This window comes from Dokdonella sp., assembly GCF_035511235.1.
Classification (GTDB): Bacteria; Pseudomonadota; Gammaproteobacteria; order Xanthomonadales; family Rhodanobacteraceae; genus Dokdonella.
Window position 1 is genome coordinate 65,028 of sequence record NZ_DATKFQ010000008.1, and the last position, 26,407, is coordinate 91,434.

General features: G+C 71.2%; 19 protein-coding genes. 13 read left to right on the plus strand and 6 right to left on the minus strand.

What is annotated here, in order from left to right; all coding sequences use genetic code 11:
- Positions 1 to 52: 52 nt before the first annotated feature.
- The 6 genes from VMR06_RS04005 to VMR06_RS04030 all read left to right on the plus strand — a co-directional run bounded on the left by VMR06_RS04005 (position 53) and on the right by VMR06_RS04030 (position 10,047).
- Positions 53 to 1,411: a hypothetical protein gene (locus tag VMR06_RS04005; RefSeq protein ID WP_325373253.1), complete on the plus strand. Its 1,359-nt coding sequence runs from the start codon at positions 53 to 55 to the stop codon at positions 1,409 to 1,411.
- A gap of 27 nt (positions 1,412 to 1,438) precedes the next feature.
- Positions 1,439 to 2,521 (plus strand): glycosyltransferase family 4 protein, encoded by a 1,083-nt coding sequence (locus VMR06_RS04010; protein WP_325373255.1) that lies wholly within the window; start codon positions 1,439 to 1,441, stop codon positions 2,519 to 2,521.
- A 99-nt stretch (positions 2,522 to 2,620) separates the two neighbouring features.
- On the plus strand, positions 2,621 to 3,706 hold the full coding sequence (locus VMR06_RS04015) for a glycosyltransferase (RefSeq protein ID WP_325373257.1): 1,086 nt from the start codon (positions 2,621 to 2,623) through the stop codon (positions 3,704 to 3,706).
- The gene (locus VMR06_RS04020) at positions 3,703 to 4,899 is read left to right on the plus strand and encodes a glycosyltransferase family 4 protein (protein WP_325373259.1); all 1,197 of its coding nucleotides are present in this window, start codon (positions 3,703 to 3,705) and stop codon (positions 4,897 to 4,899) included. The genes VMR06_RS04015 and VMR06_RS04020 overlap by 4 nt, the downstream gene beginning before the upstream one ends.
- A 324-nt stretch (positions 4,900 to 5,223) precedes the next feature.
- On the plus strand, positions 5,224 to 7,605 hold the full coding sequence (locus tag VMR06_RS04025; RefSeq protein WP_325373261.1) for a winged helix-turn-helix domain-containing protein: 2,382 nt from the start codon (positions 5,224 to 5,226) through the stop codon (positions 7,603 to 7,605).
- Positions 7,606 to 8,136: 531 nt separating this feature from the next.
- The gene (locus tag VMR06_RS04030; RefSeq protein WP_325373263.1) at positions 8,137 to 10,047 is read left to right on the plus strand and encodes a hypothetical protein; all 1,911 of its coding nucleotides are present in this window, start codon (positions 8,137 to 8,139) and stop codon (positions 10,045 to 10,047) included.
- Between the two features lie 110 nt (positions 10,048 to 10,157).
- Here VMR06_RS04030 and VMR06_RS04035 read toward each other — a convergent pair whose 3' ends face one another.
- Complete coding sequence (locus VMR06_RS04035; protein ID WP_325373265.1) at positions 10,158 to 11,009, minus strand: hypothetical protein; 852 nt, start codon at positions 11,007 to 11,009, stop codon at positions 10,158 to 10,160.
- Complete coding sequence (locus VMR06_RS04040) at positions 11,006 to 14,977, minus strand: beta strand repeat-containing protein (protein ID WP_325373267.1); 3,972 nt, start codon at positions 14,975 to 14,977, stop codon at positions 11,006 to 11,008. The genes VMR06_RS04035 and VMR06_RS04040 overlap by 4 nt, the downstream gene beginning before the upstream one ends.
- Before the next feature lie 511 nt (positions 14,978 to 15,488).
- Here VMR06_RS04040 and VMR06_RS04045 point away from each other — a divergent pair.
- The gene (locus VMR06_RS04045; RefSeq protein ID WP_325373269.1) at positions 15,489 to 16,343 is read left to right on the plus strand and encodes a helix-turn-helix transcriptional regulator; all 855 of its coding nucleotides are present in this window, start codon (positions 15,489 to 15,491) and stop codon (positions 16,341 to 16,343) included.
- Positions 16,344 to 16,491: 148 nt separating this feature from the next.
- On the opposite strand, the gene VMR06_RS04050 is transcribed toward VMR06_RS04045, so the two are convergent.
- The 4 genes from VMR06_RS04050 to VMR06_RS04065 form a co-directional block, all read right to left on the minus strand.
- Positions 16,492 to 17,478 (minus strand): HEAT repeat domain-containing protein, encoded by a 987-nt coding sequence (locus tag VMR06_RS04050; protein WP_325373270.1) that lies wholly within the window; start codon positions 17,476 to 17,478, stop codon positions 16,492 to 16,494.
- A gap of 294 nt (positions 17,479 to 17,772) precedes the next feature.
- Positions 17,773 to 18,999 (minus strand): HEAT repeat domain-containing protein, encoded by a 1,227-nt coding sequence (locus VMR06_RS04055; RefSeq protein ID WP_325373272.1) that lies wholly within the window; start codon positions 18,997 to 18,999, stop codon positions 17,773 to 17,775.
- Between the two features lie 23 nt (positions 19,000 to 19,022).
- Positions 19,023 to 19,793 (minus strand): hypothetical protein, encoded by a 771-nt coding sequence (locus tag VMR06_RS04060; protein ID WP_325373274.1) that lies wholly within the window; start codon positions 19,791 to 19,793, stop codon positions 19,023 to 19,025.
- A gap of 5 nt (positions 19,794 to 19,798) precedes the next feature.
- Entirely contained in the window at positions 19,799 to 20,353 is a 555-nt protein-coding gene (locus tag VMR06_RS04065) for an RNA polymerase sigma factor (protein WP_325373276.1), read from the minus strand.
- 111 nt (positions 20,354 to 20,464) lie between these two features.
- On the opposite strand from VMR06_RS04065, the gene VMR06_RS04070 reads away from it, so the two are divergent.
- The 6 genes from VMR06_RS04070 to VMR06_RS04095 all read left to right on the plus strand — a co-directional run bounded on the left by VMR06_RS04070 (position 20,465) and on the right by VMR06_RS04095 (position 26,407).
- Positions 20,465 to 21,145 carry a class I SAM-dependent methyltransferase gene (locus VMR06_RS04070; RefSeq protein WP_325373278.1) on the plus strand — a complete coding sequence of 227 codons (681 nt, stop codon included), beginning with the start codon at positions 20,465 to 20,467 and terminating at the stop codon, positions 21,143 to 21,145.
- Positions 21,146 to 21,373: 228 nt separating this feature from the next.
- The gene (locus VMR06_RS04075) at positions 21,374 to 21,844 is read left to right on the plus strand and encodes a hypothetical protein (protein ID WP_325373280.1); all 471 of its coding nucleotides are present in this window, start codon (positions 21,374 to 21,376) and stop codon (positions 21,842 to 21,844) included.
- A gap of 318 nt (positions 21,845 to 22,162) precedes the next feature.
- The gene (locus tag VMR06_RS04080; protein ID WP_325373282.1) at positions 22,163 to 23,239 is read left to right on the plus strand and encodes a serine hydrolase; all 1,077 of its coding nucleotides are present in this window, start codon (positions 22,163 to 22,165) and stop codon (positions 23,237 to 23,239) included.
- 44 nt (positions 23,240 to 23,283) lie between these two features.
- Complete coding sequence (locus VMR06_RS04085; protein WP_325373284.1) at positions 23,284 to 23,541, plus strand: hypothetical protein; 258 nt, start codon at positions 23,284 to 23,286, stop codon at positions 23,539 to 23,541.
- 247 nt (positions 23,542 to 23,788) lie between these two features.
- Positions 23,789 to 25,213: an MATE family efflux transporter gene (locus VMR06_RS04090; RefSeq protein WP_325373286.1), complete on the plus strand. Its 1,425-nt coding sequence runs from the start codon at positions 23,789 to 23,791 to the stop codon at positions 25,211 to 25,213.
- A 306-nt stretch (positions 25,214 to 25,519) separates the two neighbouring features.
- A complete protein-coding gene (locus tag VMR06_RS04095) occupies positions 25,520 to 26,407 on the plus strand; it encodes a hypothetical protein (protein WP_325373288.1) in 888 nt (295 codons plus the stop codon).

Below are 26,407 nucleotides of genomic sequence, written 5' to 3' on the forward strand. Positions count from 1 at the left end.
CGGCCCGCGCCCCTTCCGCCGTTTCCCAAGATTTCACGCCCGCTCGAGACCCGTGCACACCGACGACACCTATCTGGCGCGCATCAAGGACGAGATCCGCGCCGAAGCCGACGCCGCGCGCGGGCGCTCGCCGCTGCCGCGCCGCGAGGCGCCGCCGGCCGCGCCCGATCCGACCGCCGCCGCCGACAGCCCGCGCGTGCGCACGATTCCGGAGCTGTCCGCCGCGCACCACCTCGATTTCCTGCACGGCGCGTTCCGCGCGATCCTCAAGCGGCCGCCCGACGGGCCCGGCGAGCTGGTCCAGCTGCGCCTGCTCGCCGCCGGCGCCAGCAAGGTCGAGATCCTCGGCAATCTGCGCTACTCGCCCGAGGGGCGCGAGGTCGGCGTCGAGATTCCGGGCCTGCGTCCGCGCTATCTGCTGACCAAGCTGTTCCGCGTGCCGGTGATCGGCTATCTGGCCGAATGGCTGCTCGCGCTGGCCGGCCTGCCCAAACTGATGCACCACCTGCGTGCCTCGGACACCTACAACGCGGCGCGCGCGCGCGACACGGCGGCCGCGATCGACGCGCGCTTCGCCGACCACACGCGCGACATCGCCGAGCACCAGAAGCTGATCGAGGAGCAGCTCGACCGCCTCAACCGCGGCAGCGACGACCTGCGCCGCGTGCAGACCGAGCTGGCCGGCTTCGTCGAGGTCGCGCAGCGCCGCTTTGCGGCGCTCGACGGCGCGCTCGACGCGGTGCGCGACCTGTCCGGTTCGCGCATCCAGACCCAGATCGACGAGCTGCGCCATCACGTGCTCAGCATGAACCACTGGCTGACCTCGCTGCGGCGCAGCGTCGCCGCACTCGAGGACGCCGACGCGCAGCAGCCGGCGCGCACGCTGGCCGCCGCGGTCGCCGAGCGCCGCCTCGGCGGCGACCCGCTGCGTCCGCTGCGGCTGGCCGCCTGGCGCGATGCGCTGGCCGCCGAAATCGCCGGCGGCGGGCGCGTGCTCGACCTCGGCAGCGGCGCCGACTGGCAGGCCGCGCTGGCTGCGCGGAACCTCGCGGTCGATGGCGCCGATGCCGGCGGTCTGCCCTCGTTCCTCGACGATCCGGCCACCGCGCTGGCGCGCAGCGGCGACGGCGAACTGGCCGCGCTCAGCCTGCTCGACGCGGCCGCCGTGCTGCGCCGGCTGCCGGCCGCCGAGCTGTTCGCGGCCGCGCAGCGCGCACTGCGCAGCGGCGGCATGCTGCTGATCGCGTTCACCGACGGCCCGGTCTCGATCGCCGACCGGCTCGACGGCCGCGGCGGCTTCGACGCCGATCCGGCGCTGTTCGCGCAGGCGCTCGAGGCGGCCGGCTTCGCCGAGGTGCGCCGCTGCGACGCCGCCGACGGCTCGCCCGCGCTGCTCGCGCGCCGCCGATGAGCGCGCGCGCCGGATGAGGGCCGCGGCATGAGAATCGCCGTGCTGGTGCCGGGGCTGCGCGCCTACGACGCGGTCAGCAACGACGCGCGGCAGATGGCCGCCGCGCTGCGCGGCCAGGGCCACGAGGTCGCGCTGTTCGCGATGGAGGCGCACGGCATCGACGAGCCGGTGCTCTCGCACGAGGCGCTGGCCGAGTGGATCAGCTCGCCGCGCGACATCGTGATCTATCACTTCTGCACGGCCTGGGATTTCCCGCTCGAGCTGTTCCGGCGCATCCGCGCGCGGCGCATCGTGCGCTATCACAACGTCACGCCGCCGGGCTTCTTCCGCGGCTGGTCCGACGGCTACGTGTCGGCCTGCGGCAACGGCCGCAAGCAGATCGCCGCGTTCGCGCGGCTCGGCTGCGAGCTCTATCTCGGCTGCTCGCCGTTCAATCTCGAGGACTTCGCGGCCGAAGGCGTCGATCCGGCGCGCATGGCGGTGCTGGCGCCGTTCCATCCGGTCGAGGATCTGGCCGCGACCGAGCCCGACGCGCGGCGCATCCCCGACAACGGCGGCGCGCCGCTGCTGCTGATGGTCGGGCGCATCGTGCCGAACAAGAGCTATCTCGAACTCGCCGAGGCGCTGGCCGCCTGCGTGCGCGAGGTCGACGGGCAGTCGCATCTGCTGCTGGTCGGCAAGCTCGCGCCGGCGCTGGCCCGCTACGGCGAGGCGTTCTGGCATCGCGTCGACCAGCTCGGCCTGCGCGAGCGCGTGACCCTGATCGACGACGCCGACGGCCCGACGCTGCGCGCCGCCTACGCGGCCGCAACCGCCCTGGTCATGCTGAGCGCGCACGAGGGTTTCTGCGTGCCGGTGATCGAGGCGCTCGCGCTCGGCACGCCGGTGATCGCCTACGGATCGAGCGCGATTCCGTGGACGCTCGGCGACGCCGGCCTGATCTGGGACGACCGCGACGCGCATCTGATCGCCGCCTCGGTCGGCCGCCTCTATGCCGACCCGGCGCTGCGCGAGCATCTGATCGCGCGCGGCCAGGCGCGCTACCGCGACACGTTCGCGCCGGCCGTGCTCGAGCGCGAGCTGGCCGCCGTCATGCGCCGGTTCGCCTGACGGCATGCGGCGCGATCCGTCCACGGCCGGCCCCGGCGTCCCGCGCGGACGCGATGGCCGTTCCTTCCGATACGCGCGCCCCGCGCGGAGCCTGCGCCGATGAAAGCCGCGATCCTGATCCCGAACATCGCCAGCCGCGACGCGGTCGGTGCCGACGCGATGGCGATGTTCCGCATCCTCGTCGCCGCCGGCATCGAGACGCGCATCTTCTGCGATGCAGCCGGCGACATCGGCGAGCGCACCTATCCGGCCGAGCGCCTGCCCGCGTTCGCCGGCGGCAGCGGCGATCTGGTGATCTACCACTACTCGATGGGCTGGAAGAAGGGCATCGACCTGCTCGGGCGCTGCCGCGGCTTCCGCGTCGTCAAGTACCACAACGTGACGCCGCCCGAGTTCTTCGAGGGCATCGCCGCCGACTACGTCGCGGCCTGCCGCGGCGGCCGCGACGAGATCGCCGCGATCGCGACGCTCGGCTGCGAGCTGTATCTGGGCGCGTCGGCCTACAACCTCGGCGAGCTGGTCGAGGCCGGCCTGCCGCCCGAGCGCGGCGGCGTGCTCGCGCCGTTCCACCGCATCGACGAGCTGGCCGAGGCCGACGCCGACCTCGACCTGATCGACGAGCTCGACGACGGCGCCAAGAACTTCCTGATGGTCGGCCGCATCGCGCCGAACAAGGGCCACGTCGCCCTGGTCGACGCGTTCGCCGCCTACGTCGACGCCTACGGCGATCCGGCGCGGCTGGTGATCCTCGGCAAGATCGATCCGCGCCTTTCGGCTTACACCGACCGCATCCGTGCGCGCATCGACCATCACCGCCTCGGCGGCCGCGTGCGCTGGATCAACGGCGCCAGCGAGGGCCAGCTCAAGGCCGCATACCTGGCCAGCCACGTCTTCATGCTGCTCAGCGAGCACGAAGGCTTCTGCGTGCCGCTGGCCGAGTCGATGGCGCTCGGCACGCCGATCGTCGCGCGCGCGACCAGCGCGATCCCCGAGACGCTGGCCGATGCCGGCCTGTCCTGGGACGGCGCCGACCCGTACTTGTACGCCGCCAGCGCCGCGCGCGTGTTCGGCGACGGCGACCTGCGCGCGACGCTGCGCGAGGCCGCGTCGCGGCGCTACCAGTCCACCTATGCGAGCCGCGTCCTGCGCGAGCGGTTCCTGCGCTACCTGGAGCCGGTGCTGTGAAACGCCGCGTCGCGATCGTCGTCCAGCGCTGCCACGAGAAGCTCGTCGGCGGCGCCGAAGCCCATGCCTGGCAATACGCCACGCTGCTCGCCGATGCCTACGAGGTCGACGTGCTGACCTCCACCGCGCTCGACTACATCCGCTGGGACAACGACCTGCCGGCCGGCGTCGAGCGCCGCGACGGCGTGACGATCCGGCGCTTCCGCGTCGAGCGCGGCCGTACTTCGTACTTCAGCCGTCTGCACCGGCGCGTGCTCGACCGCTTCGAGGCCACCGCCGGCGCGCCCGACGAGGACCGCTACGGCTGGCCCGAGGCGCTCGAGGAGGAGTTCATCCGCTCGCAGGGACCGGTCTGCCCGGGGCTGTACGAGCACCTGCGCACGCACGGCGAGGACTACGCCGCCGTGATCTTCCTGACCTATCTGTATCCGACCACGTTCGACGGCGTGCGCGCGATGCCGCATCGCCGTTTCGGTCTGGTGCCGACGCTGCACGACGAGCCGCCGGCCTATCTGCGCGCGATCGGCCAGATGGCGCGCGACATTCCGCGCATCCTCTGGAACACGCAGGCCGAGCGCCGCCTCGGCGGCCGGCTGTGGCACCGCGACACGGGCAATCTGGTCGCGATGACGGTCGCGACGGAAGCGGCCGCGCCGGCGCACGAGGGCTTTCCGTACCTGCTCTACTGCGGCCGCATCGACGTCAACAAGGGCTGCGATCATCTGCTGGCCTGGTTCGCCGCGTACAAGGCGGCACGGCCGCAATCTCCATTGCGCCTGCTGATGACCGGCCACAACATCATGCAGGTGGCCGACGACGCCCACGTCAGCGTGCTCGGCTTCGTCGAGGAAGAGCGCAAGTTCGCGCTGATGGCCGGCGCGGTCGCGTTCGTGCAACCCTCGCCGTACGAGAGCCTCAGCATCGTCGCGCTGGAGGCGATGGCGCAGGGCACGCCGAACATCGTCAACGGCCGCAGCGAGATTCTCGCCGACCACGTCGAGCAGAGCGGCGCCGGCTTCGTCTACCACGACCAGACCGCTTTCGACGCCGCACTCGACGCCGCGACCGCGCTCGACGCCGCTGCGCGCGCCAGCCAGGGCGATCGCGCGCGCCGCTACGTGCTCGATCACTACAGCCTCGACCAGGTGCGCGCGCGCCTGATCGCCGAGGTCGAGGCGCTGGCGGCGAGCTAGCCGCGGACGCCGCACGCGTATCGGTCCATCGGTGCGTCGATCCCGTATCGAGGCGCCTCCGGTTCGCTTCGCGGGACGGGCGCGCCAACGGACGGGCAGCCCGACCGCACGAAAGCCGGCAGCCGTTCACGAGGTGCTGCCGTTGTTCCGGCGAGGATCCGCCAATCGTAGCCGTGCTCGAACCGGCCGCTGGGCATCACCGGTGTCCGGCTTGCTCCCGGTCCGCGCGTGGCGATGCCGATACGCACGCTGCAGGCGTCTTGCGATCGGGGCAGGCGGGCATCGTCATTTCTACGACGGCCACGGACGCGATAAGGTGCGCGCGTGAGCCGCGTCGTCTATCGCTTTGCCCCGTTTCGCCTGCATCCGGCCGCGCGCGAGCTGTGGAAGGACGATGTGCTGTGCACGCCGACGCGGCCGGTGTTCGACTGCATCGCCTATCTGCTCGAGCACCGCGATCGCGCGGTCGGCCGCGATGAGCTGGTCGCGGCGGTGTGGGGCCGCGTCGACGTCTCCGACGGCCATCTCAACCAGACGATCGTGCGTGCGCGGCGCATGCTCGACGACGATGCACAGACCCAGCGCGCGATCCGCACGGTGTCCGGCTTCGGCTACCGCTGGATCATGCCGGTCGCGGTCGGCGAGATCGACGAAGTGCCGGTCGCATCGCCTGTCGCGCCAGCCGATGCGGACGCACCGGCCGCGCCGCCGCCGGATGCGGAATCGGCGCATCTGCCGCTTCCCGAGTCTTCCGCCGCGACGCCTTGCGCCCGGCGCCCGCCGCGCCGCGCCGGCTGGGGCCTCGCCGCGCTGGCTGTGCTGGTCGCGCTCGTCGCCGCGCTGCATCGCTACGCAGCGGTACCGCCGGCGCCGGCGGCCGATCCGGTCGTCGCGGTGCTGCCGGTCGCGGTCGCCGCCGGGCCGGCCGAGGACTGGGTGCGGCTCGGCGTGATGGATCTGGTCGCCGGCCGGCTGCGCGAGGCCGCGCTGCCGGTCGCGCCGAGCGAGGCCGTCGTCGCCGCGCTGCACCGGCATGCCGGTTCGGTGCCCGATCGCGCCGCGCTGGCGCGTCTGCTCGAGGCCGGCACCCTGGTCGAAGGCCGCGCGCAGCTGGCCGACGGTGCCTGGACGGTCACCCTGACGGCGCAGCCGTCCGCCGGCGTAGCGCAGCGCGCCGAGGCCCGCGCGGCCGACGTGGTCGAGGCCGCGCGCCAGGCCAGCGACCGTCTGCTCGCCGCGCTCGGCCGCACGCCGCCCGGCGAGCTGCCCGGCGAAGACGCGCTGCGTGAACGGCTGGCCCAGGTGCAGGCGGCCGTGCTCGCCAACGCGCTCCATACCGCGCGTGCGATCCTGCAGCAGCTCGATCCGGCCGCCGCCGACCGCCCCGAGGTGCGCCAGCGTCTGGCCGACGTCGACTACCGCGCCGGCCGGCTCGACGCCGCCGACGCGGCGCTGAGCGATCTGCTCGCGCGGCCCGACGTGGGCGCCGATCCGCTGCTGCAGGCGCGCGCGCTGGCCCTGCGCGCGAAGATCCAGTTCCGGCGCGGCCGCTTCGACGCCGCCGAGCGTGCGTTCGACGCGGCGATTCCGGCACTCGCGAACGGCCCCTCGGCGCAGGAATTCGGCGATGCGCTGGCGACGCGCGGCGCCGCCCGTGCCGCGCTCGGCCGCTACGAGGCGGCCTCGGCCGATCTCGGCCAGGCGCGCCTGGCGATGCGCCAGGCCGCCGATCCGCTCGGCGCGGCCCAGGTCGAGGCCAACTTCGGCGTGCTCGAGAGTCTGCGCGACCGCCCCGAGCGCGCGCTGCCGTATCTGGCGGCCGCGGCCGAGCGTTTCGAAGCATTCGGTGCGGCCGAGCGGCTGCTGTTCGTGCTGACCGCGACCTACGACGCACAGGCCGCCCTGCTGCGCTGGCCCGATGCGCTGGCGACCAGCGATCGGCTCTGGGACCTGCGCGAGCGCATCGCCGATCCGGCGTTCTCGCTGGTCGTGGCCTGCCGACGCGGCCGCGTACTGCTCGCGCTCGGCCGCTACGGCGAGGCCGAGGCGCTGTTCGCCGAAGCCGCCGTCGGCCGCGACGCCGTACGGCCCGAGGTGCTGCGCTATCTGTACGACTTCGAGTCCGACCTGGCCGCGCGGCGCGGCCGCTGGGCCGACGCCTTGGCCGCGGCCGATCGCGCGCTGGCGACCTGGCCGAGCGGCCCCGGCAACGATCGGTACGCGCGCCTGCTGCGGCTGCGCCAGCAGGCACGCATCGCGCTCGGCGGCGCGGAGTTGCCGGAGGAGCCCGCCTACGCCGCGGCCGGCACTACCGAGGCCTCACCGCTGCTGACGCTGGCCGCCGCCGAATGGAACGACCGTGCGCAGCGGACCGAGCACGCCGCCGCGCTGTTCGAGACGGCCTGGCGCCGCGTCGACGCGGCCGGCACGCCGGCCCAGATCGCCGCCGTCGCCGGCGCCTGGGTGCCGTGGCTGCTCGCGCATGGGCGACCGGACGAGGCCGCCGCGGTGGCCGGCCGCGCCGCGACCTGGGCCGGCGAGGACTACGACTGCGCCGTGCTGCAGGTCGCGCTGTGGCAGGCGCGCGACGCGCACGAGGCCTGGCGCGACGCGCTCGCGACGGCGCAGAGGCTGGCCGGCGAGCGCGTGGTGCCGGCCGCCTGGGCGACCTGGCCGGCCGACGGCACGGCGGCGTCGGCGCGCTGAGCCGCGGCGACCGGCCGGTTGCGCGGCATGGACGCGCCGGGTCGGCCGCCTGCCGACACCCGGTGGCGTGTAGCGCCGGCCGCTCGGGGGGCCGTTCTCGTCGACGCGGCGCAAGCGGATGCGCTTCGGCACGCGGCGCCGCAGCACCTGATCGCCGGCGTCGCATGACAGGCCGCGACCGCCGGCGCAAAGCGGCGGCATCCGGATTCGTCGCGTGCCGCCGCGCGGCCGTCGCAGGCCTGCCCGTGACGTCGCCCTCGCCGTGCCCGGCCGAGCAGCGACCGCGCACCGGCGCGCGTCCCGCGTCATCTCCGCAGCCGCCGCAGACCGCGCCCCGGCGGCCATCGGTGCCGCCGTGTCACCGCACCGTCACTGGTTTGTCGCCGTCACCGAATGACTGTCATGTGCGGCCACCGCAGGCTGACGCATGGCCACGGCAGGCCGGCGCCGCACCACCGCGCGGCGGCAGGCCGGGCGGCCGGCGAAGTTTCCAAGAACGACATCCACGAACGACATCTACTGGGGAGTGCCATGAACAAGGCCATCATCATGCTGCTGGCGGGGCTGACCGCCGGCTCATCGGCCGTCTGTACCGCCACCGAGCTCGGCGCACCGCCGGCGCTGCGCGCCTATGCCGGCATCGACGACGACCGCAGCGCCACCTTCGACGACGCCTACGCCTCGTTCGACCTGCGCTCTCTTTCGAACTGGCCGACCGGCTTCACGGTGGTCGAGTCGCTGCCGATCGGGCTGGCCGCCGAGCGCTTCCAGAACTACGGCATGGGCGCGTTCATCGACGACAGCTTCGGGCTGCAGTTCCTGCTCGGACCGGGCGGACGCTTCGCGGCGCTCGACACCGGCAACGGCGCGCTGACGCCGCTCAACGAACGCCTGCAGCCGGCCGACCAGCCGTGGCTGTGGTGCTACCAGACGATGGCGACGCCGTGCTGGTCCTCGCTGCAGTGGGACGCGACCACGCGCACGCTGTTCGCGATGGCGATCGATCCGTGGAATGCGCCGTATTCGAGCCGGGTCTATACGATCGACCCCGTCGCCGGCACCGCGCATCCGGTCGGTGAGCCGCTGCCCGGCACGATCGTGCGGCCGATGGCGATCGACCCGCATGGCCGCATGGTCGGCTACGACGAGCTCAGCGGCCGCCTGCTCGAGATCGACAAGCGCAGCGGTGCTTACGAGACGATCGGCATGCTCGACCTCGCGCCGACGATACCCGAAGGCGTCATGCTGCCCGGCGCGGATCTCGGCTTCTCGGCCGACGGCACGCTGTGGCTGGTCGCGACCCGCTGGGACTACGAGACCGATCCGACCTCGACCCACTTCCACAGCTACGCGTTCACGCTGGACCGGCAGACCGCGCGCGGCACGCTGGTCGGCGATGCCGGCCTGGTCAACGTGCATTTCCTGTCGATCGCCGACGCCAACCGCGGCCCCGACGTGCTGTTCGCCGAAGGCTTCAACGGCGCGGACGCCTACGACTTCCGCCTCGGCGTCGACATCGCCGAGCCGGCCGCCGTGCCGGCCGGCGAAGCCACGCCGCTGCTGCTGCGCCTGAGCAACCTCGGCAGCGGCGAGATCGTGCTGACCGAGCCGTGGACGATCACGCTGCCCGCCTCGGTCGGCGTCGCCGACGTACCGGCCGTGCACAGCGATTGTCCCGATGCGTTCGTGCGCGCCGATCCCGGTGCCGGCCAGGTGGAGGTCCGCGCCGGCGTGCGCGTGCCCGTCGAGATGAGCTGCACGATCGAGTTCGCGATCCGTGCGACGCAGGCCGGCAGCCATACGATCGCGGTGCCGGAAGGCAGCGTGCACACGCAGAACGGCGGCAACGGCCATACCGCGACGACCGTATTCGTTGCCGGACCCGCGCTGGTCTCGCCGGTGCTGTACGACCAGATCCGCTACATCGGCGAGGGCGGCGGCGCCTATGCGGTGCGCTGGGACGCCGGCGTCGGCCCGGGCCCGGACTGGTCGTCCGAAGGCGCCGACGATTTCAGCGTCGACGGCGCCGGCTGGACGATCACCGAGATCCAGCTGATCGGCGGCGCGGCCAGCCAATTGGTCGACATGGCGATCTATCCGGACGCCGGCGGCCTGCCCGGCGACACGCCGGCCTGCGCGATGCCGGCGACGCCGTTCACGTATCCGAGCGACGGCCCGCGCGCACTGGTCTCGGCACCGCTGTCCATGCCGTGCATGCTCGCGCCGGGCGATTACTGGCTCGGCGTCTCGTTCGTCAACGACTACTCGTTCTGGCAGCCGAACCTGCCGATCAGCGGCCGCCAGGCGGTCTGGCGTAACCCGGGCGGCGGCGTGCTGGCGCAGGTCGCGCCGTGCCCGACCTGGAACACGCTGACCTATTGCCTCGGCGCGATCCAGCAGGGTAAGGACTTTTCGTTCCGCTTGATCGGTACGCGCTCCTGAGCGTGACCCCGCGTGCGGCAGGGGCCGTACGCGGGGTCAGCCAGCGCACGCAGGCCCGGCTTTTTTGCACGGGCCGGTCCCTGCCGGAACGCCCCTTCTATGGATGCACCTCACCGCCGCGCTTCGGCACCTCGGTCGACGAGGAGCGCATGCTCGGCGCCTTCGAGCACCACCAGGCCGTCGACGCTGACGAACGCGAGCGCTGCGCCCGGGTGCACGGCCGCCCAGGCGCTGCCCCGTGCCGCGCCCGCGCGCGGCGCGAGGCGAAGGCGGACGAGGTCCTGCGTATCGAGCCGCAGGCGATCGACCCGAACGCGGCTGTCGTCCGGTAGACGCCACTGGCGCACGGTCTCGATCGCCGTGCCCTGCGCCGGCGCGAGCGCGAAGACATCGCGCACGCCGTCCTGCAGCGGCAGGGCCTCGGTGCCGTCGGCATAGGGCACGTCGAAGCGGTCCTTGAAGATCACCAAGGTGTTGGTATCCGTCAGCGGCGCGATGTCGCCGGCCGCGAACGTCAGCGTGGCCGTCGTTTCGCTGGGCGTGGCCTGTATCGGCACGCTGAACAGCCAGGTGGCCCGCGCACCGGGCGGCAGCACGGCGTTATCGGCCAGAAGGCCCGAGCCCGCAGACGCACAGACCACGCCGTCGACGCCGGGGAAGCACTGCCACGTCGCCGCATCGCCATCGAAGGCCGGCGACAGCGTCACGGCAACCGGAACCGTCGCCGCGGCCGCCGGGTCCTCGTTGGTCAAGGTGATGACGTAGGTGATCGTCTGCCCGTACCGCGCATAGTCGTGCGCGTCGTCGATGGTCGCCACGAGCGTCGGCTCGCCCGCGGCGGCGACAGGCATCCAGAGCGTGCAGCCGATCAATGCGGCGCGGACGGCGAGGTGCATGGCATGCTCCCGGATCGATGCGTGGAGGGGACGGCCGGACACGGGGTTCGCGACGGGGCGGGTCATGGCGCGCCCTCGAAGTCGTCGCGGAACAGCACGATCGTCGCCGCGTCGGTGACCGGATCGAGTCCCTCGGCCTCGAAGCGGAAGTCCAGCGTTCCGGCGGCGGTGTGGATGGCGACCGGGACGTGAATCAGCCAGGTCATCGACACGCCCGGCGGGACCGTCACGCTGTCGTCGATCGGGCCGCCGCCGGACGGCGTGCAGTGCGCATTGACGCTGCCGGCGATGCACTGCCACGTCGCCGCGCCCACGTCCGCGCCGCCGCCGAAGCGGGCGTTCACGGCGGCATTTACTGCCGGGCCGTTGCCGCTGTTGGACAGCGTGACGATGTAGTCGACGATCCGGCCGTAGGTCACGTAGCCAGGGGCGGCCTGCGTCAGCGTGAGCGTCAGGGCAGCCGTCGTGCACGTCACCCCGACGTCGCCCACGTCCGCGCCCGCCAGTACGCCGCTCGCGTTTGACGTCACCGCGCAGCGGTGCAGCGGCGAGGCCGGCTGCTGCGACACCGTCACCGTCCACGCCGTGCCGTCGGCCAGCGGTGCAAACGTGAACACCGGCGCATCCGCCGAGACGAGCTGCGTATCGCCGCCGTTGATCTGTACCTGCACGCTCTGGCCGCTCGCCAGTCCCGTCACCGTGCCGCCGACCGTGTGGGCCGTCGAGGTCACGACGCCCGAGCCGATGTAGGTCCGCTGATGGACCGAATCGCGCACCGTCACGCCGGTGCCGCCGACGTTGGCCGTCTCGCCGGCCGCCAGTGCCGGATCGGCGAACCACGACGGCGTGCCGTCGACCAGCGTGCTCGCATCGACGTCGTCCTGGTCGACGACGGCGTATGCATCCACGTTCACCGCCGCTACGCCCTGCATCACGTGCGCGCCCTGCGCGACAAGGCGCACGTGGGGAAAGCCCTTGAGCACCGGATACGGATAGCCGGTCACCCAGGTCGTGGCCGTGTCCCAAAGGCCGGTGGCGATCGGGCCTTGCGAGAGCCAGCGCAGCGTGGAAAGGCCGGTACCGCCCGCGCTGGCGCCTTGCCCGCTGGCGTCGGTGTCCCAGAAGCTGTCGGTGGTGTCGCCGCCGAGGTTTCTGCCGACCAGGCCGCCGACGTAGGGCGTGAAGGTGGCACTCGACGCGGACACCATGGCGGTGGAATAGGTGCGATCCAGGCTCGCGCCCTGGTGCACCCCGAGCAGGCCGCCCGCCGCCGCCATGTCCGCCGCGGTCGCCCGCACGACGCCGGTGGCATAGGCATTGCGGATCGTGCCCTGGTTGTGGCCGACCAACCCTCCGACGTTGGCATAGGGGTTGCCGCTGACGGCGCTGACGTCGGCATCGAGCGCGAAGCTCTCTTCCACGTCGCCCGCGTCCTTGATATAGCCCACCAGGGCGCCGGCCATCGCGTAGCTGCCGCTGCCGGTCAGCTCGATGCGCGGACGCAGCAGGCCGATGCGGCGGATCGTGCCGCCGTTCAGTTCGCCGATGAGGCCGGCCACGCCGAAGTCGGCCGCGCTGCGCGCGGCGATGCGCAGGTCGCCGACCACCCGGTAGCGGCCGTCGAGGCTGCCGCTGAACGGCGTGGCGTCGCTGCCCACCGGCACGAAGCCGGTGCTCGGCCACATGCCGGCGCTGTTGGCCGGCGTGCCGTCGTTGCGGCCGGTTTCGCCGGCGTCGACGTGGCGCGCCAGCGCGTAGTGCGCATCCGGCGCCATGTGCATCAACTGCAACTGATGCGCGGTGCCGATGCGCGTCGCGTATTCCATCTGCAGGAACGGACGCGTGGCGCCGTCCACCATCGTCCAGGTCGCGCTGCCCGGCGTACCGCCGAACGTGCCGAGCAACTGGCCCGAAGCCGCGTCATAGGCGCTTTGCCTGAACGCGTAGTCGGCCGCGCCGCTTTGCGCCGGGTCGCTGGTGACGGGGTTGAGGCGGGTCACGCTGGCGTTGGCGTTGACGAAGCCGACCGCGCTGTCCTGGCCGGTGCTGAAGCGGTCCCAGTACGCGTCGCTGACGGTGCCGTCCATGGCCAGGCCGACCAGTCCGCCGACGTAGGTGCCGCCGGTCACCCGGCCGCTGGCCCAGGTGCGGCTGATGGCGCCGCGGCTGCCGCCGGTCAGTCCTCCGGCACCGTCGCCCGCGACCGTCACGCGGCCGGTGGCGTAGGCGTCGCTCACCTCGCCGGTGGTGAAACCCACCAGGCCGCCGCCGTACTGGATGTCCGCGGCCACCTCGGCCGTGGCGAAGGCATGGTCGATGATCCCCGCCGCGCTGTAGCCCACCAGGCCGCCGACCATGGAAATCCCCGTAACCGAACCGCCATCGACGCCGATGTTGCGCACCACGCTGCCGGCGTCGATGGCGCCGAACAGGCCCACGCAGAGCGTGTCGCCCCGGTCGATGGTCAGGTTGCCGACCACGTGCCCCAGGCCGTCGAACCGGCCGGTGAAGCCGCCGGCACAATTGCCGATCGGCACGAAGCCCGCGCCGCCGTTCCAGTCGCGGGTGGCCGTGGCGTCGATGTCGTCGAACAGCGCAAAGTGACCGGCCAGATCGCTGCCGACCGCCTGCAACTGCTCCAGCGTGGTCACCGGCGTGTAGACCCGCGCGCTGCCGGCGCTGGCGCTTTCCGCCTTCACGTACACCGCGCCGGGCACGGATTTGAGGTACGGCGTGGTCTTGCCGTTCTGGCTGGCCCACACGGCGGCGTCGAAACCGCCCGGCAACGCCGAAATCAGGTTCGCCAGGGGAATCGCCGTGCCGGCGCCATTGTCCGGGTGCGCGCCGGGCGTGTCGCCGGCGAACCAACCGTCGCTGACGCTGCCGCCGGCACCGGCTGGGGTGTGGCCCACCAGACCGCCGACATAGCTGTTGCTGCTGGCCGAAACACCGCCGGTGGCAAAGACATGCTCGACGAGGCCCCGGTTGTAGCCCACGAGGCCGCCGACCTCGAGGCTGCCCGCCACATTGCCAGTGGCATAGGCGTTGCGCAGGGTACTGCCGACGTCGGCGGCTCCCACCAGCCCGCCGATGCTGGACGAGGTGCCCGTCACGTTGCCGCTGGCCCAGACATTGTCGACGGCACTGCCGGGATAGGTGGTGCCCACGAGGCCGCCGACCGCGCCCGTGCCGGTCACATTGCCGCCGGCCCAGGCATCGGCGATCAGGCTGCCGCTGCCACTGTGGAAGCCCACCAGACCGCCGACGAACAGAGTGCCCGAGACGTCGGCCGTGGAATAGACGCGGGCGATGACGCCGGAGCTGTTGCCGACCAACGTACCGACCCACCCGCCGCCCGACACGCTGCCGCCGCGCACGCCGAGGTTGCGGATCACGGCGCCCCCGTCAGCGCTGGAAAACAGTCCCGTATCGTCGGTATTCCCGGGGATGACGAGATCGAGCAGCCGATGGCCGAGGCCGTCGAACCGATCGCTGCCGCCGAGAATACCGAGCGGCGTGGTACTGATGACATCGCTCCAGTCCACATCGGCCGCCAGCGCGTAGGCGCCGTTGATGGTGCCGCTGGCGGGACGAATGGCTTCCAGTTCGGCCATGGTATGGATCAGCGTGTAGGGCGTGCCGTTGACGCGGTAGCTTTGCCCGGTTCCCGTGAAATCCACGCGCCCGGTGAAGCCGCCGCCGGTCAGCGCCATGGCCACGCCGCCGTCGGCTTCCGACGCGTCGGTTTCAAGTGACAGGCCGGCCGAGCCTGCGGCGGTCATCACCGCGTTCACGTTCACGTTGCCCGAAGGCGCCGACAGCGTGAGCGTGTGCGCGCTCCAGCTCACCGTATCGTTGACGACGACATCGCCCGACGCGGCGGTGAGCGTGACGTCACCACCGGCCAGAAGCGCCGACAGGCGCGCGCCGGTGATGTCCCCACCCGACGGCGCAATCACGTAGTCGGCCAGGGCCGGCCTGGAAACCAGGGCCGCGAGCGCGGCGACGGCATGCAGGAGCGCGATCGATCTCATGGGGGATGTCCTGGGGTTCATGCGTTCGCGCCGTCGAAGGCGTCGCGGACGATCAGGTCCGGCTCGACGGCGCCGATGTCGCAGTGCGCGCCCTCGGGCCGGGCGGCGGCGAGGTGACGGGTACCGTCGCCGCCGGCGGGGCCAGCGGCGCCAGCGCCAGCAGCAGGGCCCCGCTCAGCGGGGCACGTCGAAGGAATCGGGTGTTCGGCGCGGCCATCGTCGGCTTCCTCGGGACCGGGTCAACGGGAAATCACACCCTCGGCCCGGACCGCGGCCCCAGGCTGAACGCGGCACCGGGCAACCGTTGCGAAGCCGTGACCGACTTCGAATCCGGCCGCAACCGAATGCCGATACGCTTCGCCGGCACGCCGCGGCCCCGCGAGCGCCCACGGCGACGCCGCACAGCGGCTGCCCGGTGCGAATGTGGAAACCCGCGCAAATGCGGCATCGACTACGGAGGCGAGGGTAGGCCTACACGGCGATCCGGGCTATCACACGTTGGGGTGAGTTGATGACGAAGTCAGAAGCCGATCACAGTGAAACCGAGGCCGGCTTCATGCGCCGGGTGGTCGCGCTGTACGCGACCGAGCCGGACCTGCATGCCTTGCCGCGCGAGGTGTTCGATTGCGTGTCCGTGGCGGCCCGGAGCGAGATCGTCGCCTATACCGAGTTCCATGCCGGCTCCGGCGAGTTCCGCGCCGAGTTCTCGCGGCCGGACCCCGATCCGGAACGGCGCGCACGGCTGGCGGCCGCCTACATGCGGCATGCCCGCAGCCACCCCTTCTGGGCCCGGGACCCGGCGTTCTTCGGCGAGCGTGTGCTGCGCGAGTCGGACTTCTTCAGCGATGCCGAGTACATGGCGCTGCCGATCGCGCAGGAGGCCTACTTGCCGAGCGGGGCACACCGGCAGATGGCCTTCCTCGTCGTCAACGAAGGCTATGCGCTGTCCGTGTCCGCCCACCGGGTGGTCGGGGAGCCGGCGTTCTCGGACACCGAGCGCGACCGGATGCAGGAGCTTCGCGGGCATGTGGCCCGGCTCTATCGCCAGGCGCTGGAACGGACCGCACGCACGATGCCGCCGGTGGAACGGCTGATCCATCTGTGTCCGGACCTCACGACGCGCCAGCGCGACGTGGCGCGCTGGATCGCCGAAGGCAAGTCCAACGAATCGATCGCGCAGCTGCTCGGCATCCGCCTGGACACGGTGAAAAGCCATCTGCGCATCGTCTACGACAAGCTGGGCGTGGACGACCGGCTGGCCGCGGCGCTGGCGATCCATCGGCGGCCGCCGTTCGCCAAGCTGCCGCCGATGTGGACCCTGCCCGGCGCGCGCTGGAGCGGCAACGGCCTGCACACGACTGACTGAGCCTGACCACGTAGCCGCGTAGCCGCGCGGACGGGAAACCTGAGGATCCCGGCGCCATCACCAGCGGAATGAAGCCCTGCGCGTACCACCGGAGCGGCACGCGTCCGCGTTCGGCGCCGCGGGCGGCGTTGGCCGCCCGCGGCGTCGATTAGTGCAGCACCTCGTCGAAGAACGCCAGGGCGCGCGGCGAGTCGGACTGGCCGAGCCAGAACAGCGCGCGCTGCTTGACCTCGCGCGGCTGGTCGCCGCGCAGCACCGCGATCAGGGCGTCTTCACCGCGTCCGTCGTCGAGCTGCGACAGCGCGAACACGGCCTCCTCGCGGACCGACTCGGACGTCTCGCGCGACAGCGCGGCCACGATGTCGCGATCGGCGCCCGGCGCATCCATCTGCGCCATCCAGAACAGCGCGCGGCCGCGCACCGATGCGGCCGCATCCTCGCGCGCGATCGCATGTACCGCAGCATAGGCGCCGTCGGCGCGCGACTGCGAGGCCGCGAACACCGCGTGCTCGCGCAGCTTCCGATCCGGATCATTCCTGGCCTGGCGCAGGATCGCCGTCAGCCCGTCCGCGCCGCGCGTCTGGCCGAGCCAGAACAGCGCCTGCTCGCGCCGCTCGCGCGGCCGGCCCGGGCCGGCGTTGCGTTCGAGCGCCGCCGTCGCACCGGCGTCGCCATGCTGGGCGATCGCGACCAGGGCCTGCTCGCCGACGTCGCCGTCACGATCGGTCGCGCGGTCGAGCACGGCCACGCTCTGCGCCGGCTCGACCGGATCGATCCAGCGCACTGCATCGGCATCCTCGACCGGGCAGCTTGCCGACCAGGCGCGCACCTGGTCGATCGTGCCGCCGGTCACGTGCAGATAGACTGCCAGCGTCTCCCTGCCCGGCGAGCGCGCCGAGGTGTCGATCGTGCTGCCGTGCGCGGCCTTGCCGTCGAGCCGGCAGCCGGCCGTGCGCTGGCCGCCGCGCGCGATCGTGTAGCAGCACGATTCGCCGGCATCGGCCGCCGCCGCGATGCGGTAGCCGACCCAGCCGTCGGCCGCGGCGATGCGGGCTTTCAGGTCCGGCTCGGCGGCCAGGCCGCTGCCGGTGCAGAGGGCGGCCAGCAACCACAGGCCGGCTTTGGAAAGGTTCATCGTCGTTCTCCTCGTGTGGAGCGGCCGTGTCGGCACGGCCGCCGGTGTGGGTTCCGGCCGCAGTGCCGCGGCCGTCGTGTCGGTGGGTATCGATTGGGCTGCTGCGCGTACGTCGCCGGGTCCTCGCGCCGCTTTCGCTGGCGATGCGATCGCACGCCGCGTCTCCACGGCCGGGCCGGCAGGGCGCCCGCTTGCGATCAGGGGCCGTGGCGAGGCCTCTGCCCGGCCTGCGCCAGAGTCCGTGCAGACGACGCGATCGGCCCCGGTCCGCAGAGCGCGGCCCGCGCCGGGCGCTCAGTCGCCGAGCGCGCGCTCGATCAGGTCCAGCGTGGCGTCGCTGTCGAGCGTGCCGAGCATGCGCAGCACGGCCTTCTTCTCCTCGGGCGTCCTGACCTCGCCGTAGAGCCGGCGCAGTCCGGCGCTGTCACCGGCGATCAGCATCGCGCGCAGCGTCGCGTCGCGCAGCGCCTCGCTACCGGCCTTCGCGTAGAGGCCGCCGAGCAGCTCGGCGCCGTGGCCGGACAACGCAACCGCTTCCAGCGCGGCGGCGCGCACCGATTCGGGCTGCTTCGCGTCGCCAGCGATCGCGGCGACGCGGGTGCCTTCGCCGGCGATGCCGAGCGCGCGCACGATCGCGGCGCGCGACTCGGCATCGGCGGTCGCGTCGAACAGCTGCCCGAGCTCGTCGGTCGCGCCGAGCGCGCCGAGCATCTGCACGGCATGCGCGCGCAGCGTCGCGTCGGATTCGGTGCGTGCGGCCGCCAGGATCAGGTCCTTGCGGTCGGCGATCAGCCAGGCGTCGATGACCTGGCGCTTCTCGCTCGCATCCTGGCTGCTCGCGTAGATCTCGCGCAGACGCTCGACGCCGTGCGCATCGCCGCCGATGCCGAGGATGCGGATCGCCTCGGCGCGCAGCGCCGGATCGTTCGTGCTGCGCGTCACCTCGATCACGCGATCGAGCGCGCGAGGGTCGCCGATCTGGCTCAGCACGAACAGGGCGCGCTGCTTCGTGCGCAGCGGTCGCTGGCTCTTGAGCACCTTGTCGAGCAGCGGAATCGCGCGCTCCGGCGAGGCCGTCAGCAGCGCCTCGACCGCCGCGTCGGCCAGGTCGTCCTCGCCGCTGGTCGCGGTCTTGCCGGCGGCCGCCGCGGCCGGCTTCCCGGGCGTCAGCAGCGCGTCGGCGTCCTTGCCCCAGCGGCTGGACGGATATTCGCGGTGCAGGCGCTCGACCAGCGTGCGCGCCTCGGTGGTGCGGCGCAGCTGCACCAGCACGTAGGCGCGCCAGTACAGCGCGGCGTCGGCGCTCTGCGGCTCGCGCTCGCGCAGCTGCTGCTCGAGCTGCTCGAAGCGCTGCAGCGCGGTCGACCAGTCGGCCTCGCGCAGCGCCGACTGCGCCTGCCAGTACAGGCGATTGGCGGCCTGGTCGGACGGCGCCATCGCGCCGTCGTCGAGGACCGCGAAGGCCGGCGCGGCGGTGAACGCCAGCGCCAGAGCGAGCAGGGAAGGTCGGATGAAGGTCATGCCGGGTGTCCTCGGGAAAGCGTTCAAAGGCGCTGCACGCGCGAGTGGTCAAGACGGGTCTGCAAGGCGCGGACCTGGAACAGCAGGTCGGTCTCGCGCAGGTAGTCACGCAGGCCCTCGTCGCTTTCGACGGTGGCGGCCGGCGTCTGGTTAGCCAGCGACAGCAGCACCGGTTCCAGCCGCCGCAGAAAATCGGCGAGCGCGGCATCGCCGGCGCGCTCGGCCGCGCGCGCGTAGAGCCGGTTCGACTCGACCAGCGACGCGGCCAAGGCGCGATTGCCGTCGAGCATGCCGGCCTCGCCGCCGTTGCCGGCGGTCAGCAGCACGCCCTCGGTGCTGCGCAGATGCGCGGCGACATAGGCTTCGAGCACGCGCAGCGCCGCCGCGTCGGCGCGTGCCTGCACCTGCGCATCGACCTCCGGCGCGCTGTGGCGTCCGGCTATGAAGCCGACGCCGACCGCCAGCGCGAGCAGGGCCGCCGCGCTCCAGGCGGCCAGCCGCCTCGGCCGTGCGGCCGAATGCGTGCGCCGCGCGGCGCGGGGCGGATGGCGCGCCGGAACCGCTTCCGCGCGCAGCTGCGGTTCCAGCCGGAGCCAGAGCCGATCGCGCAAGCCCGGGTCCGGCGTCGGCGGCGGTGCGGCGTCGGCCGCGGCCAGCACCGCTTCGAGCGCGGCCAGTCGTGCGCGCAGCTCGGGCGAGCCGGACAGCGCGCCGGCGATCGCCGCGCGCTCGGCCGGATCGAGTCCGTCGTCGTAGTAGTAGAGGATCAGATCCTCGTCGCTGATCGGCGGCATCGCGTTCACCCCGCGGGTTCGATCGCCGCGCGCAGCTTGCGCACGGCACGGAAGATCGCCTGCTTGCAGGCGTTGACATTGAGCGAGAGCGTCGCGCTGATGTCCTCCAGCGACTGGCCCTCGTGGTGGCGCAGCACGAAGGCCGTGCGCTCGGTCGCGCTCATGCGCGCCAGCACGGCCTGGATGCCGCGGCCGATCTGCGCACTTGCCGCGTGGCGTTCCGGGCCCGGCGCGGCCTCGCTCACCGCGAGCACGTCGTCCTCGTCGCTGTCGGACTGCAGCACCTCGTGCCGGCTGCGCCGGCGCAGCTGCTCGAGGGCGGCATTGACGGCGATCCGGTGCAGCCAGGTCGAGAACGCCGAGCGCCCGTCGAACGTGCCCAGGTGCCGGTACGCATTCAAGAACGCCTCCTGCAGCGCGTCCTCGGCCAGCCCGGCATCGCCGGCGACACGCACGCAGACCCGATACAGCCGGTCGACGTGCGCGTCGATCAGCTGCCGGAATGCCTGCGTGTCTCCCTGGACGGCCCGTTCCAGCCGGGCGGCTTCGTCGTCTGCCATGCCCCTAGGATGCACCCCGAAGCGGTCCGGTTAGCCGGCGCTTGGCGCCGGTCGCGCGCAGTAGACTCGGCGGCCTGGACAGACCGGCCGCAACGGCCGCCGGAGCGAGCGATGAGCGATCCATCCCCCGATGCGGCGATCCTGGCCGCCTGGCTGCGCAACGCCGCGCCCTGGGAAGCGGCCGTGCGCGAGCAGCGCATCGAAAGCCGCCGTCTGGTCACCGACCAGGCGATCGTCGCCGCCGTCAAGGACGCCGCGCCGCGCCGCGTGCTCGACCTCGGCTGCGGCGAAGGCTGGCTCGCCCGTGCGCTGAGCGCCGAAGGCATCGCCGTCACCGGCGTCGACGCCGTGCCCGAGCTGATCGAGGCCGCGTGCCGCCACGGCGGCGGCGCGTTCCACGTCGTCGCCTACGAGCAGCTCGCCGCCGCCGTGCCCGGCGCGCCGTTCGACGCGGTGGTCTGCAACTTCTCGCTGCTCGGCGAGCAGTCGGTCGAGGAGGTCTTCGCGGCGCTGCCGGCCCTGCTGGTGCCGGGCGGCCGTTGCATCGTGCAGACCCTGCATCCGCTGATCGCCTGCGGCGATGGGCCGTATCGCGACGGCTGGCGCGAAGGGTCCTGGGCGGGCATCGATGGTGATTTCACGGATGCGCCGCCGTGGTACTTCCGGACGCTGGAGAGCTGGGTGGGACTGCTTCTGCGTCACGGCCTGATGCTGGAGGCGCTGCGCGAGCCCCTGCATCCGGCGACCGGGCGGCCGGCATCGGTGATCGTCGTCGGGCGAATACCGATCTGAGTACCGGGTTTCTGCGCCGCATTCGCTGTCGAGTCATCGCTCGACTCCAGGAGCGTTACCCGATACGTGCGCGGCTGCGGTCGAGGCGGGCGCATCAAAGGCACAATCAACTGAACACGCTGCATATTTCGATCAGTAGGAGGGCTTGGGTACTCGCGTGTCCCGAGACCGGTCATTAGCTTTGTCATCGTGGTGAGCTCGAGCAGATCAAACACGTGAGGACCGACGATGAGCACAGCGAGATGGCTGTTCGCGCTGGTGGTCAGTGCGTTGTCGGGGATTGGGAGCGCCTCTCAAGTCGACGCCCAGCCGGGAGGAAGCAGCGGTATCCAATCGAAGCAGGCCGTCGGCGCGATCAAGGTGACGGAGGTCTCGATACTGCCGGACGGAAAAGAGTCTTCCGAGACCTATTACATGGATGCGGCCGCTCACAGTTTCCGGTCGTCTTCCAGCGTCGTCACCAATGGCGATGGAAGTCTGCCGCCCGAGACGCCGGACCCGCCGCCCGGCAATACGCCGTCCGGGGTCAGCCGCGTGACCTACCACCAGACCGGCGGTGGTTACGAGCGCACGACGATCTATGGAAGGGACTGGATTCCGTCGGCCAGCCGCTGGTCTCCGTGGCGCATGATCGAGGACCGGCTCAGCGAGTGCGTGCCGACGACCAAGTGCTTCGGCGTGCTGACCCATCCCTCTTAGGCCTGTCTGATTGCGCGATGACGATCGGTTCTTACGGGAAATCAGTCGTCCAGACCTCGTATGGAACAGCCCGCCAGCGAGCTCTCGAATCGGCCTGATGCGACGCTCGAAGAGAAGCTGACTCGGCCCCCTCTATGCCGGACCTGGGCGTCCCACGTGCCTGCAGGCCGGCTCCGATGCGGATCGGGTTGCGCGGCGCCTGCCGACTTCTCGTTCGTGGGGCATCAGGTTGTGTTCCACTCTGCTCGGACATGCGGCGCGCTTTCTTGGACCTCGGATACGCGCGTCGCTTCCGGATGACGAAGGAGACACGGTGGCATGGCGACACCTGCGCTGGCGAAACTGTTTACCGCTGCATTGATCGTCGCGGCCGCTCCGCAGCTCGCGGCCCAGGACATCGGCACGGTCCTGACCCGTTGGGACCACGACGAGCATCCCGGCCTCAGGGGCGTCGTCGTGCTGTGGGACGGACAGCCGCTCGCCGAGCGCTACTACAACGGCGCGACGCCCGAGGATCTCAACGACATCCGCTCGGCCGGCAAGAGCATCACGGCGCTGCTGGTCGGCATCGCGATCGATCGCGGATCGATCCAATCGGTGGACGATCCGGTTGCCCGCTACTGGGCGGCAGCGGCAGACAGTGCCGTTGGCCCGGTGCCGTTGGCCGACGTCCTGACGATGCGCTCCGGACTGGACGCGTTCGACGATGATCCCGCATCGCCGGGCAACGAGGATCTGATGGACGCTTCATCCGATCCGCGCGCGTTCGCGCTTGCGGTGCCGCGCGGCGATCCGCCCGGTTCGCGCTATCGCTACAACTCGGTGACCGCCTACGTGGCCGGCGTCGTGGTCGCCGAGGCGACGGGCATGCGCATGAGCGATTTTGCCGGTCTCCGTCTGTTCACGCCGCTGGGAATCACGCGCTGGCGCTGGGACGCCGATGCTGCCGGCGTGACGAAGGGGCAGGGAAACCTGTGGCTGGCGACGCGCGGCCTGGCGGCGATCGGCGAAATGGTACGGAACGGCGGGCAGTCGCGTGGTCGCCGCGTCGTCAGCGCACAATGGATCACCGACATGCTCGCGCCGAAAGTGAACATCGCGGCCGACGATCCCTATGCGGACGGATACGGCTATTTCTGGTATCGCAAGGAATATCGCGTCGCCGATGTCCGCATACCGGTGTCGTTCGCATCGGGCAATGGCGGCAACAAGATCTATGTCGTGCCGACCTGTCGCCTCGTCGTGGCAGTCACGTCCTCCGCCTACGGGCACGGCTACGGCCAGCGCCGCTCCGAAGCCATCCTGAAAGCCATACTCGACGCGCAGAACGCAACCGGCGGTTGCAAAGCCTCGGATAGCGCTTCAGCAGCGGCGCAGGCGCTACCCGCTCGATAGCAGTTTCCGCGCCCCTCTCCACGGCACGGCTCTGAATCAGCGCCGTGGCGCCGCTGATGGGCGACCTGCAGGTGCAGACCCGGCAGAGCAAGGTCACCCAGAACTTCGGTACCGTGATCGGACTGATCTCGCTGATGCCGGTGCTCGACGTCCCGATCACCAGCTTCCAGTACGTGTACTCATCGGCCCAGACCAGCCAGTGGTTCGTGCAGGTGATGTGCGTCAGCACCGATCACTACGACTACGACTACAACTACACGGTCGTCAACTACAACGACGTCAAGCCCTCGGCTCAGGCCTGATCGGGCGTCCGGCGTCGCGGGCCGCCCCGGCCCGCGGCACCGTCCGGCCGCCGTGGTGTTTCGTCGCCACGGCGGTCCGGGCATGATTTTTAGCGCGGCAGGTCAACCCTGCAGCAGGGTCGGCGAGAATGCGCGTCGTCGCACGCCTGTCGATTTCGCCCCTGGTGGATCGTCGTGTGGCCGATACCGACGATTCTCCCCCGGCGCGCCAGCCTGCGCCGGCGCGACCGACACCCAGGAGCCTGCCATGACGTCCGATACGACCGAGTCCGCCGCGGTCCACCCGCCGCAATCGCTGTGGCGCGAGCTGCGCGACGCGGTATGCGGCACCGACGCCGACTACACGCGGATTCCGCTGCGCCGCGCGGTGCTGCTGCTGGCGGTCCCGATGGTGCTGGAGCTGGTGCTCGAGTCGACTTTCGCGGTGGTCGACATCTTCTTCGTCGCCAAGCTCGGGCCTTCGGCGGTCGCCACGGTCGGCCTGACCGAGAGCTACCTGTTCCTGCTCTATGCGGTCGCGATGGGGCTGTCGATGGCGGTCACCGCCGTGGTGGCGCGTCGTATCGGCGAGGGCAAGCGCGAGGAGGCCGCGATCACCGCCGTGCAGGCGATCTTCGTCGCGCTGCTGGTCTCGGTGCTGCCGGCGCTGATCGGCATCTTCTACGCGCAGGACCTGTTGCGGCTGATGGGCGCCGACGCCTGGGCGATCGAGCACGGCTATCGCTACACGCAGTGGATGCTCGGCGGCAATGCGGTGATCGTGCTGCTGTTCGTGATCAACGCGATCTTCCGCGGCGCCGGCGATGCGGCGATCGCGATGCGCGTGCTGTGGCTGTCCAACGGCCTCAACATCGTGCTGTGCCCGCTGCTGATCTTCGGCTTCGGACCGATACCGGCGCTCGGCATCGAGGGCGCGGCGATCGCGACCAACATCGGCCGCGGCTGCGGCGTGCTGTACCAGCTGTGGATGCTGTTCCATGGCGGCAAGCACATCCGCGTGAGCCTGGCGCAGCTGGCCTGGCACGGCGCGATGCTGTGGAACATCGTGCGCACCTCGCTCGGCGGCGTCGGCCAGATGATCGTCGCGATGACGGCGTGGATCTTCCTGATGCGCATCCTCGCCGAGATCGGCAGCGCGGCCGTGGCCGGTGCGACGATCGCGATCCGCCTGATGATGTTCACGATGATGCCGGCCTGGGGCATGTCCAACGCGGCCGCGACCCTGGTCGGTCAGAACCTCGGCGCCGGCCATGCCGATCGCGCGGAGGCCGCCGTATGGCGGATCGGTTGGTACAACATGGCGTATCTGGTCGGCGTATCGGTGCTGTTCTTCGCGTTTCCGCAGCCGCTGGTCGGCTTCTTCAGCAGCGACGCGCAGGTCATCAAGGTCGGCGCCGAATGGCTGCGTATCCTGTCCTACGCGCTGTGGGTCTACGGCTGGTGGATGGTGACGGTGCAGGCGTTCAACGGCGCCGGCGACACGATCACGCCGACCAAGATCAACCTGGTGTTCTTCTGGCTGATCCAGATTCCGCTGTGCTACCTGCTGGCGATCCACTTCCGCTGGCAGGAGCTCGGCGTGTTCTGGGGCGTGTTCGTGTCCGAGACCTCGGTCGGGCTGTTTACGCTGTGGCTGTTTACGCGGGGGCGGTGGAAGTTGGCGCGGGTGTAGGGACACAGGTGAGGTGCTTTCGCATGAGTCGACTGTGATGGTGGATTGCGACCCGGGCTGCTTCGAAGCAAAGAGGTAGCGCGCTGCTCCTTGAGCACGCTGCGTTCAGTCAGCGAGCGAAGATTCACGATCTTCAGTGTTGACAAGGTCGTCGCCCAGCGTACGCTGCCGGAGCCTTCGCTGCGCCAGCAGCATTTAAGGGATTGCCGAATCGGGCCAAGCGCGTCCAGCTCGTATGTGCCGATACCCCGATGCAGGTGCATCCGGCACAGCGTTCGCAACGACAAGCGCCATAGGAGATGAAGCGTGAGACGTTGGATATGGCGGGCACTGGCAGCGGCGCTGATTCTGATCGCGGTCGTGTGGTACGCATCCAGGCATGACAGGTCGCTCGCGGACGATCCGGCAATCAAGGCCGACCCGCTCGCATCGACCCTGCCCGAGGTCGAAAGTCCGGTCGCAACCGGGCGCGATTCGCCTGCTGCAGAAACTCGAGCCCATTCACGTCGACCCCTGACGGATGAAGAGCTCATCAGTCGCCAGGCGCCTGTTCCCGGCAAGCTGTCCGATGTGCTGATGGAGCTGGTCCCTAAAGCCGAGCGTGGCGATGCGGAGGCGGCCTATCAGCTTTTCATCAAGATCAACGATTGCAAGTGGGCCATGGAAGGAGCGACTTCCGCGCAATCGTCAAAGGACGAAGCGATTCGAGCTGCACAACGAGCGTGGATGACCGAGACCTTGCGGAAGCTCGAAGACTGCGAGGGGCTCACCGATGAGCTCATCGCCACGCGGGTGAAATGGCTCACCCTGGCAGCAGAGGGCGGAGACCCGCTGGCGCAACTGACTTACGCGGTCAGTTCGGACCTGATCCTTGGCGGTGCCTCGCAGATGCTGGCGAACCCGCGCGCCGTCGAAGACTACCGGCAGAAGGCGCTGAGATTCCTTACGGGGCTCGCGGACCGCGGCGATGTATCGGCCATGGTGCAACTCAGCACGGCCTATCGTGCGGGGATACTCGTGGCCCCGGATCCCGTCAAGGCCTATGCCTACGCCTATCTCGCCAATCGCATCTCAGGAACTACCCCGGCCATCGTCCAGGCCGCAGGAGCCACGCTGACGCACGAACAGATTCTGCAGGGCCAGCAACTCGCGATGGAACTGCAGCGTCGCTGCTGCGCCCCCTCTCGACCATGA

Excerpts from the sequence above, each read along its gene's own strand:
- VMR06_RS04010 (WP_325373255.1), top strand. The coding sequence starts at position 1,439 with ATGAGAATCGCCGTGCTGGTGCCGGGGCTGCGCGCCTACGACGCGGTC.
- VMR06_RS04015 (WP_325373257.1), top strand. The coding sequence starts at position 2,621 with ATGAAAGCCGCGATCCTGATCCCGAACATCGCCAGCCGCGACGCGGTC.
- VMR06_RS04030 (WP_325373263.1), top strand. The coding sequence starts at position 8,137 with ATGAACAAGGCCATCATCATGCTGCTGGCGGGGCTGACCGCCGGCTCA.
- VMR06_RS04035 (WP_325373265.1), bottom strand. The coding sequence starts at position 11,009 with ATGACCCGCCCCGTCGCGAACCCCGTGTCCGGCCGTCCCCTCCACGCA.
- VMR06_RS04040 (WP_325373267.1), bottom strand. The coding sequence starts at position 14,977 with ATGAGATCGATCGCGCTCCTGCATGCCGTCGCCGCGCTCGCGGCCCTG.
- VMR06_RS04045 (WP_325373269.1), top strand. The coding sequence starts at position 15,489 with ATGACGAAGTCAGAAGCCGATCACAGTGAAACCGAGGCCGGCTTCATG.
- VMR06_RS04050 (WP_325373270.1), bottom strand. The coding sequence starts at position 17,478 with ATGAACCTTTCCAAAGCCGGCCTGTGGTTGCTGGCCGCCCTCTGCACC.
- VMR06_RS04055 (WP_325373272.1), bottom strand. The coding sequence starts at position 18,999 with ATGACCTTCATCCGACCTTCCCTGCTCGCTCTGGCGCTGGCGTTCACC.
- VMR06_RS04060 (WP_325373274.1), bottom strand. The coding sequence starts at position 19,793 with ATGCCGCCGATCAGCGACGAGGATCTGATCCTCTACTACTACGACGAC.
- VMR06_RS04065 (WP_325373276.1), bottom strand. The coding sequence starts at position 20,353 with ATGGCAGACGACGAAGCCGCCCGGCTGGAACGGGCCGTCCAGGGAGAC.
- VMR06_RS04070 (WP_325373278.1), top strand. The coding sequence starts at position 20,465 with ATGAGCGATCCATCCCCCGATGCGGCGATCCTGGCCGCCTGGCTGCGC.
- VMR06_RS04075 (WP_325373280.1), top strand. The coding sequence starts at position 21,374 with ATGAGCACAGCGAGATGGCTGTTCGCGCTGGTGGTCAGTGCGTTGTCG.
- VMR06_RS04080 (WP_325373282.1), top strand. The coding sequence starts at position 22,163 with ATGGCGACACCTGCGCTGGCGAAACTGTTTACCGCTGCATTGATCGTC.
- VMR06_RS04090 (WP_325373286.1), top strand. The coding sequence starts at position 23,789 with ATGACGTCCGATACGACCGAGTCCGCCGCGGTCCACCCGCCGCAATCG.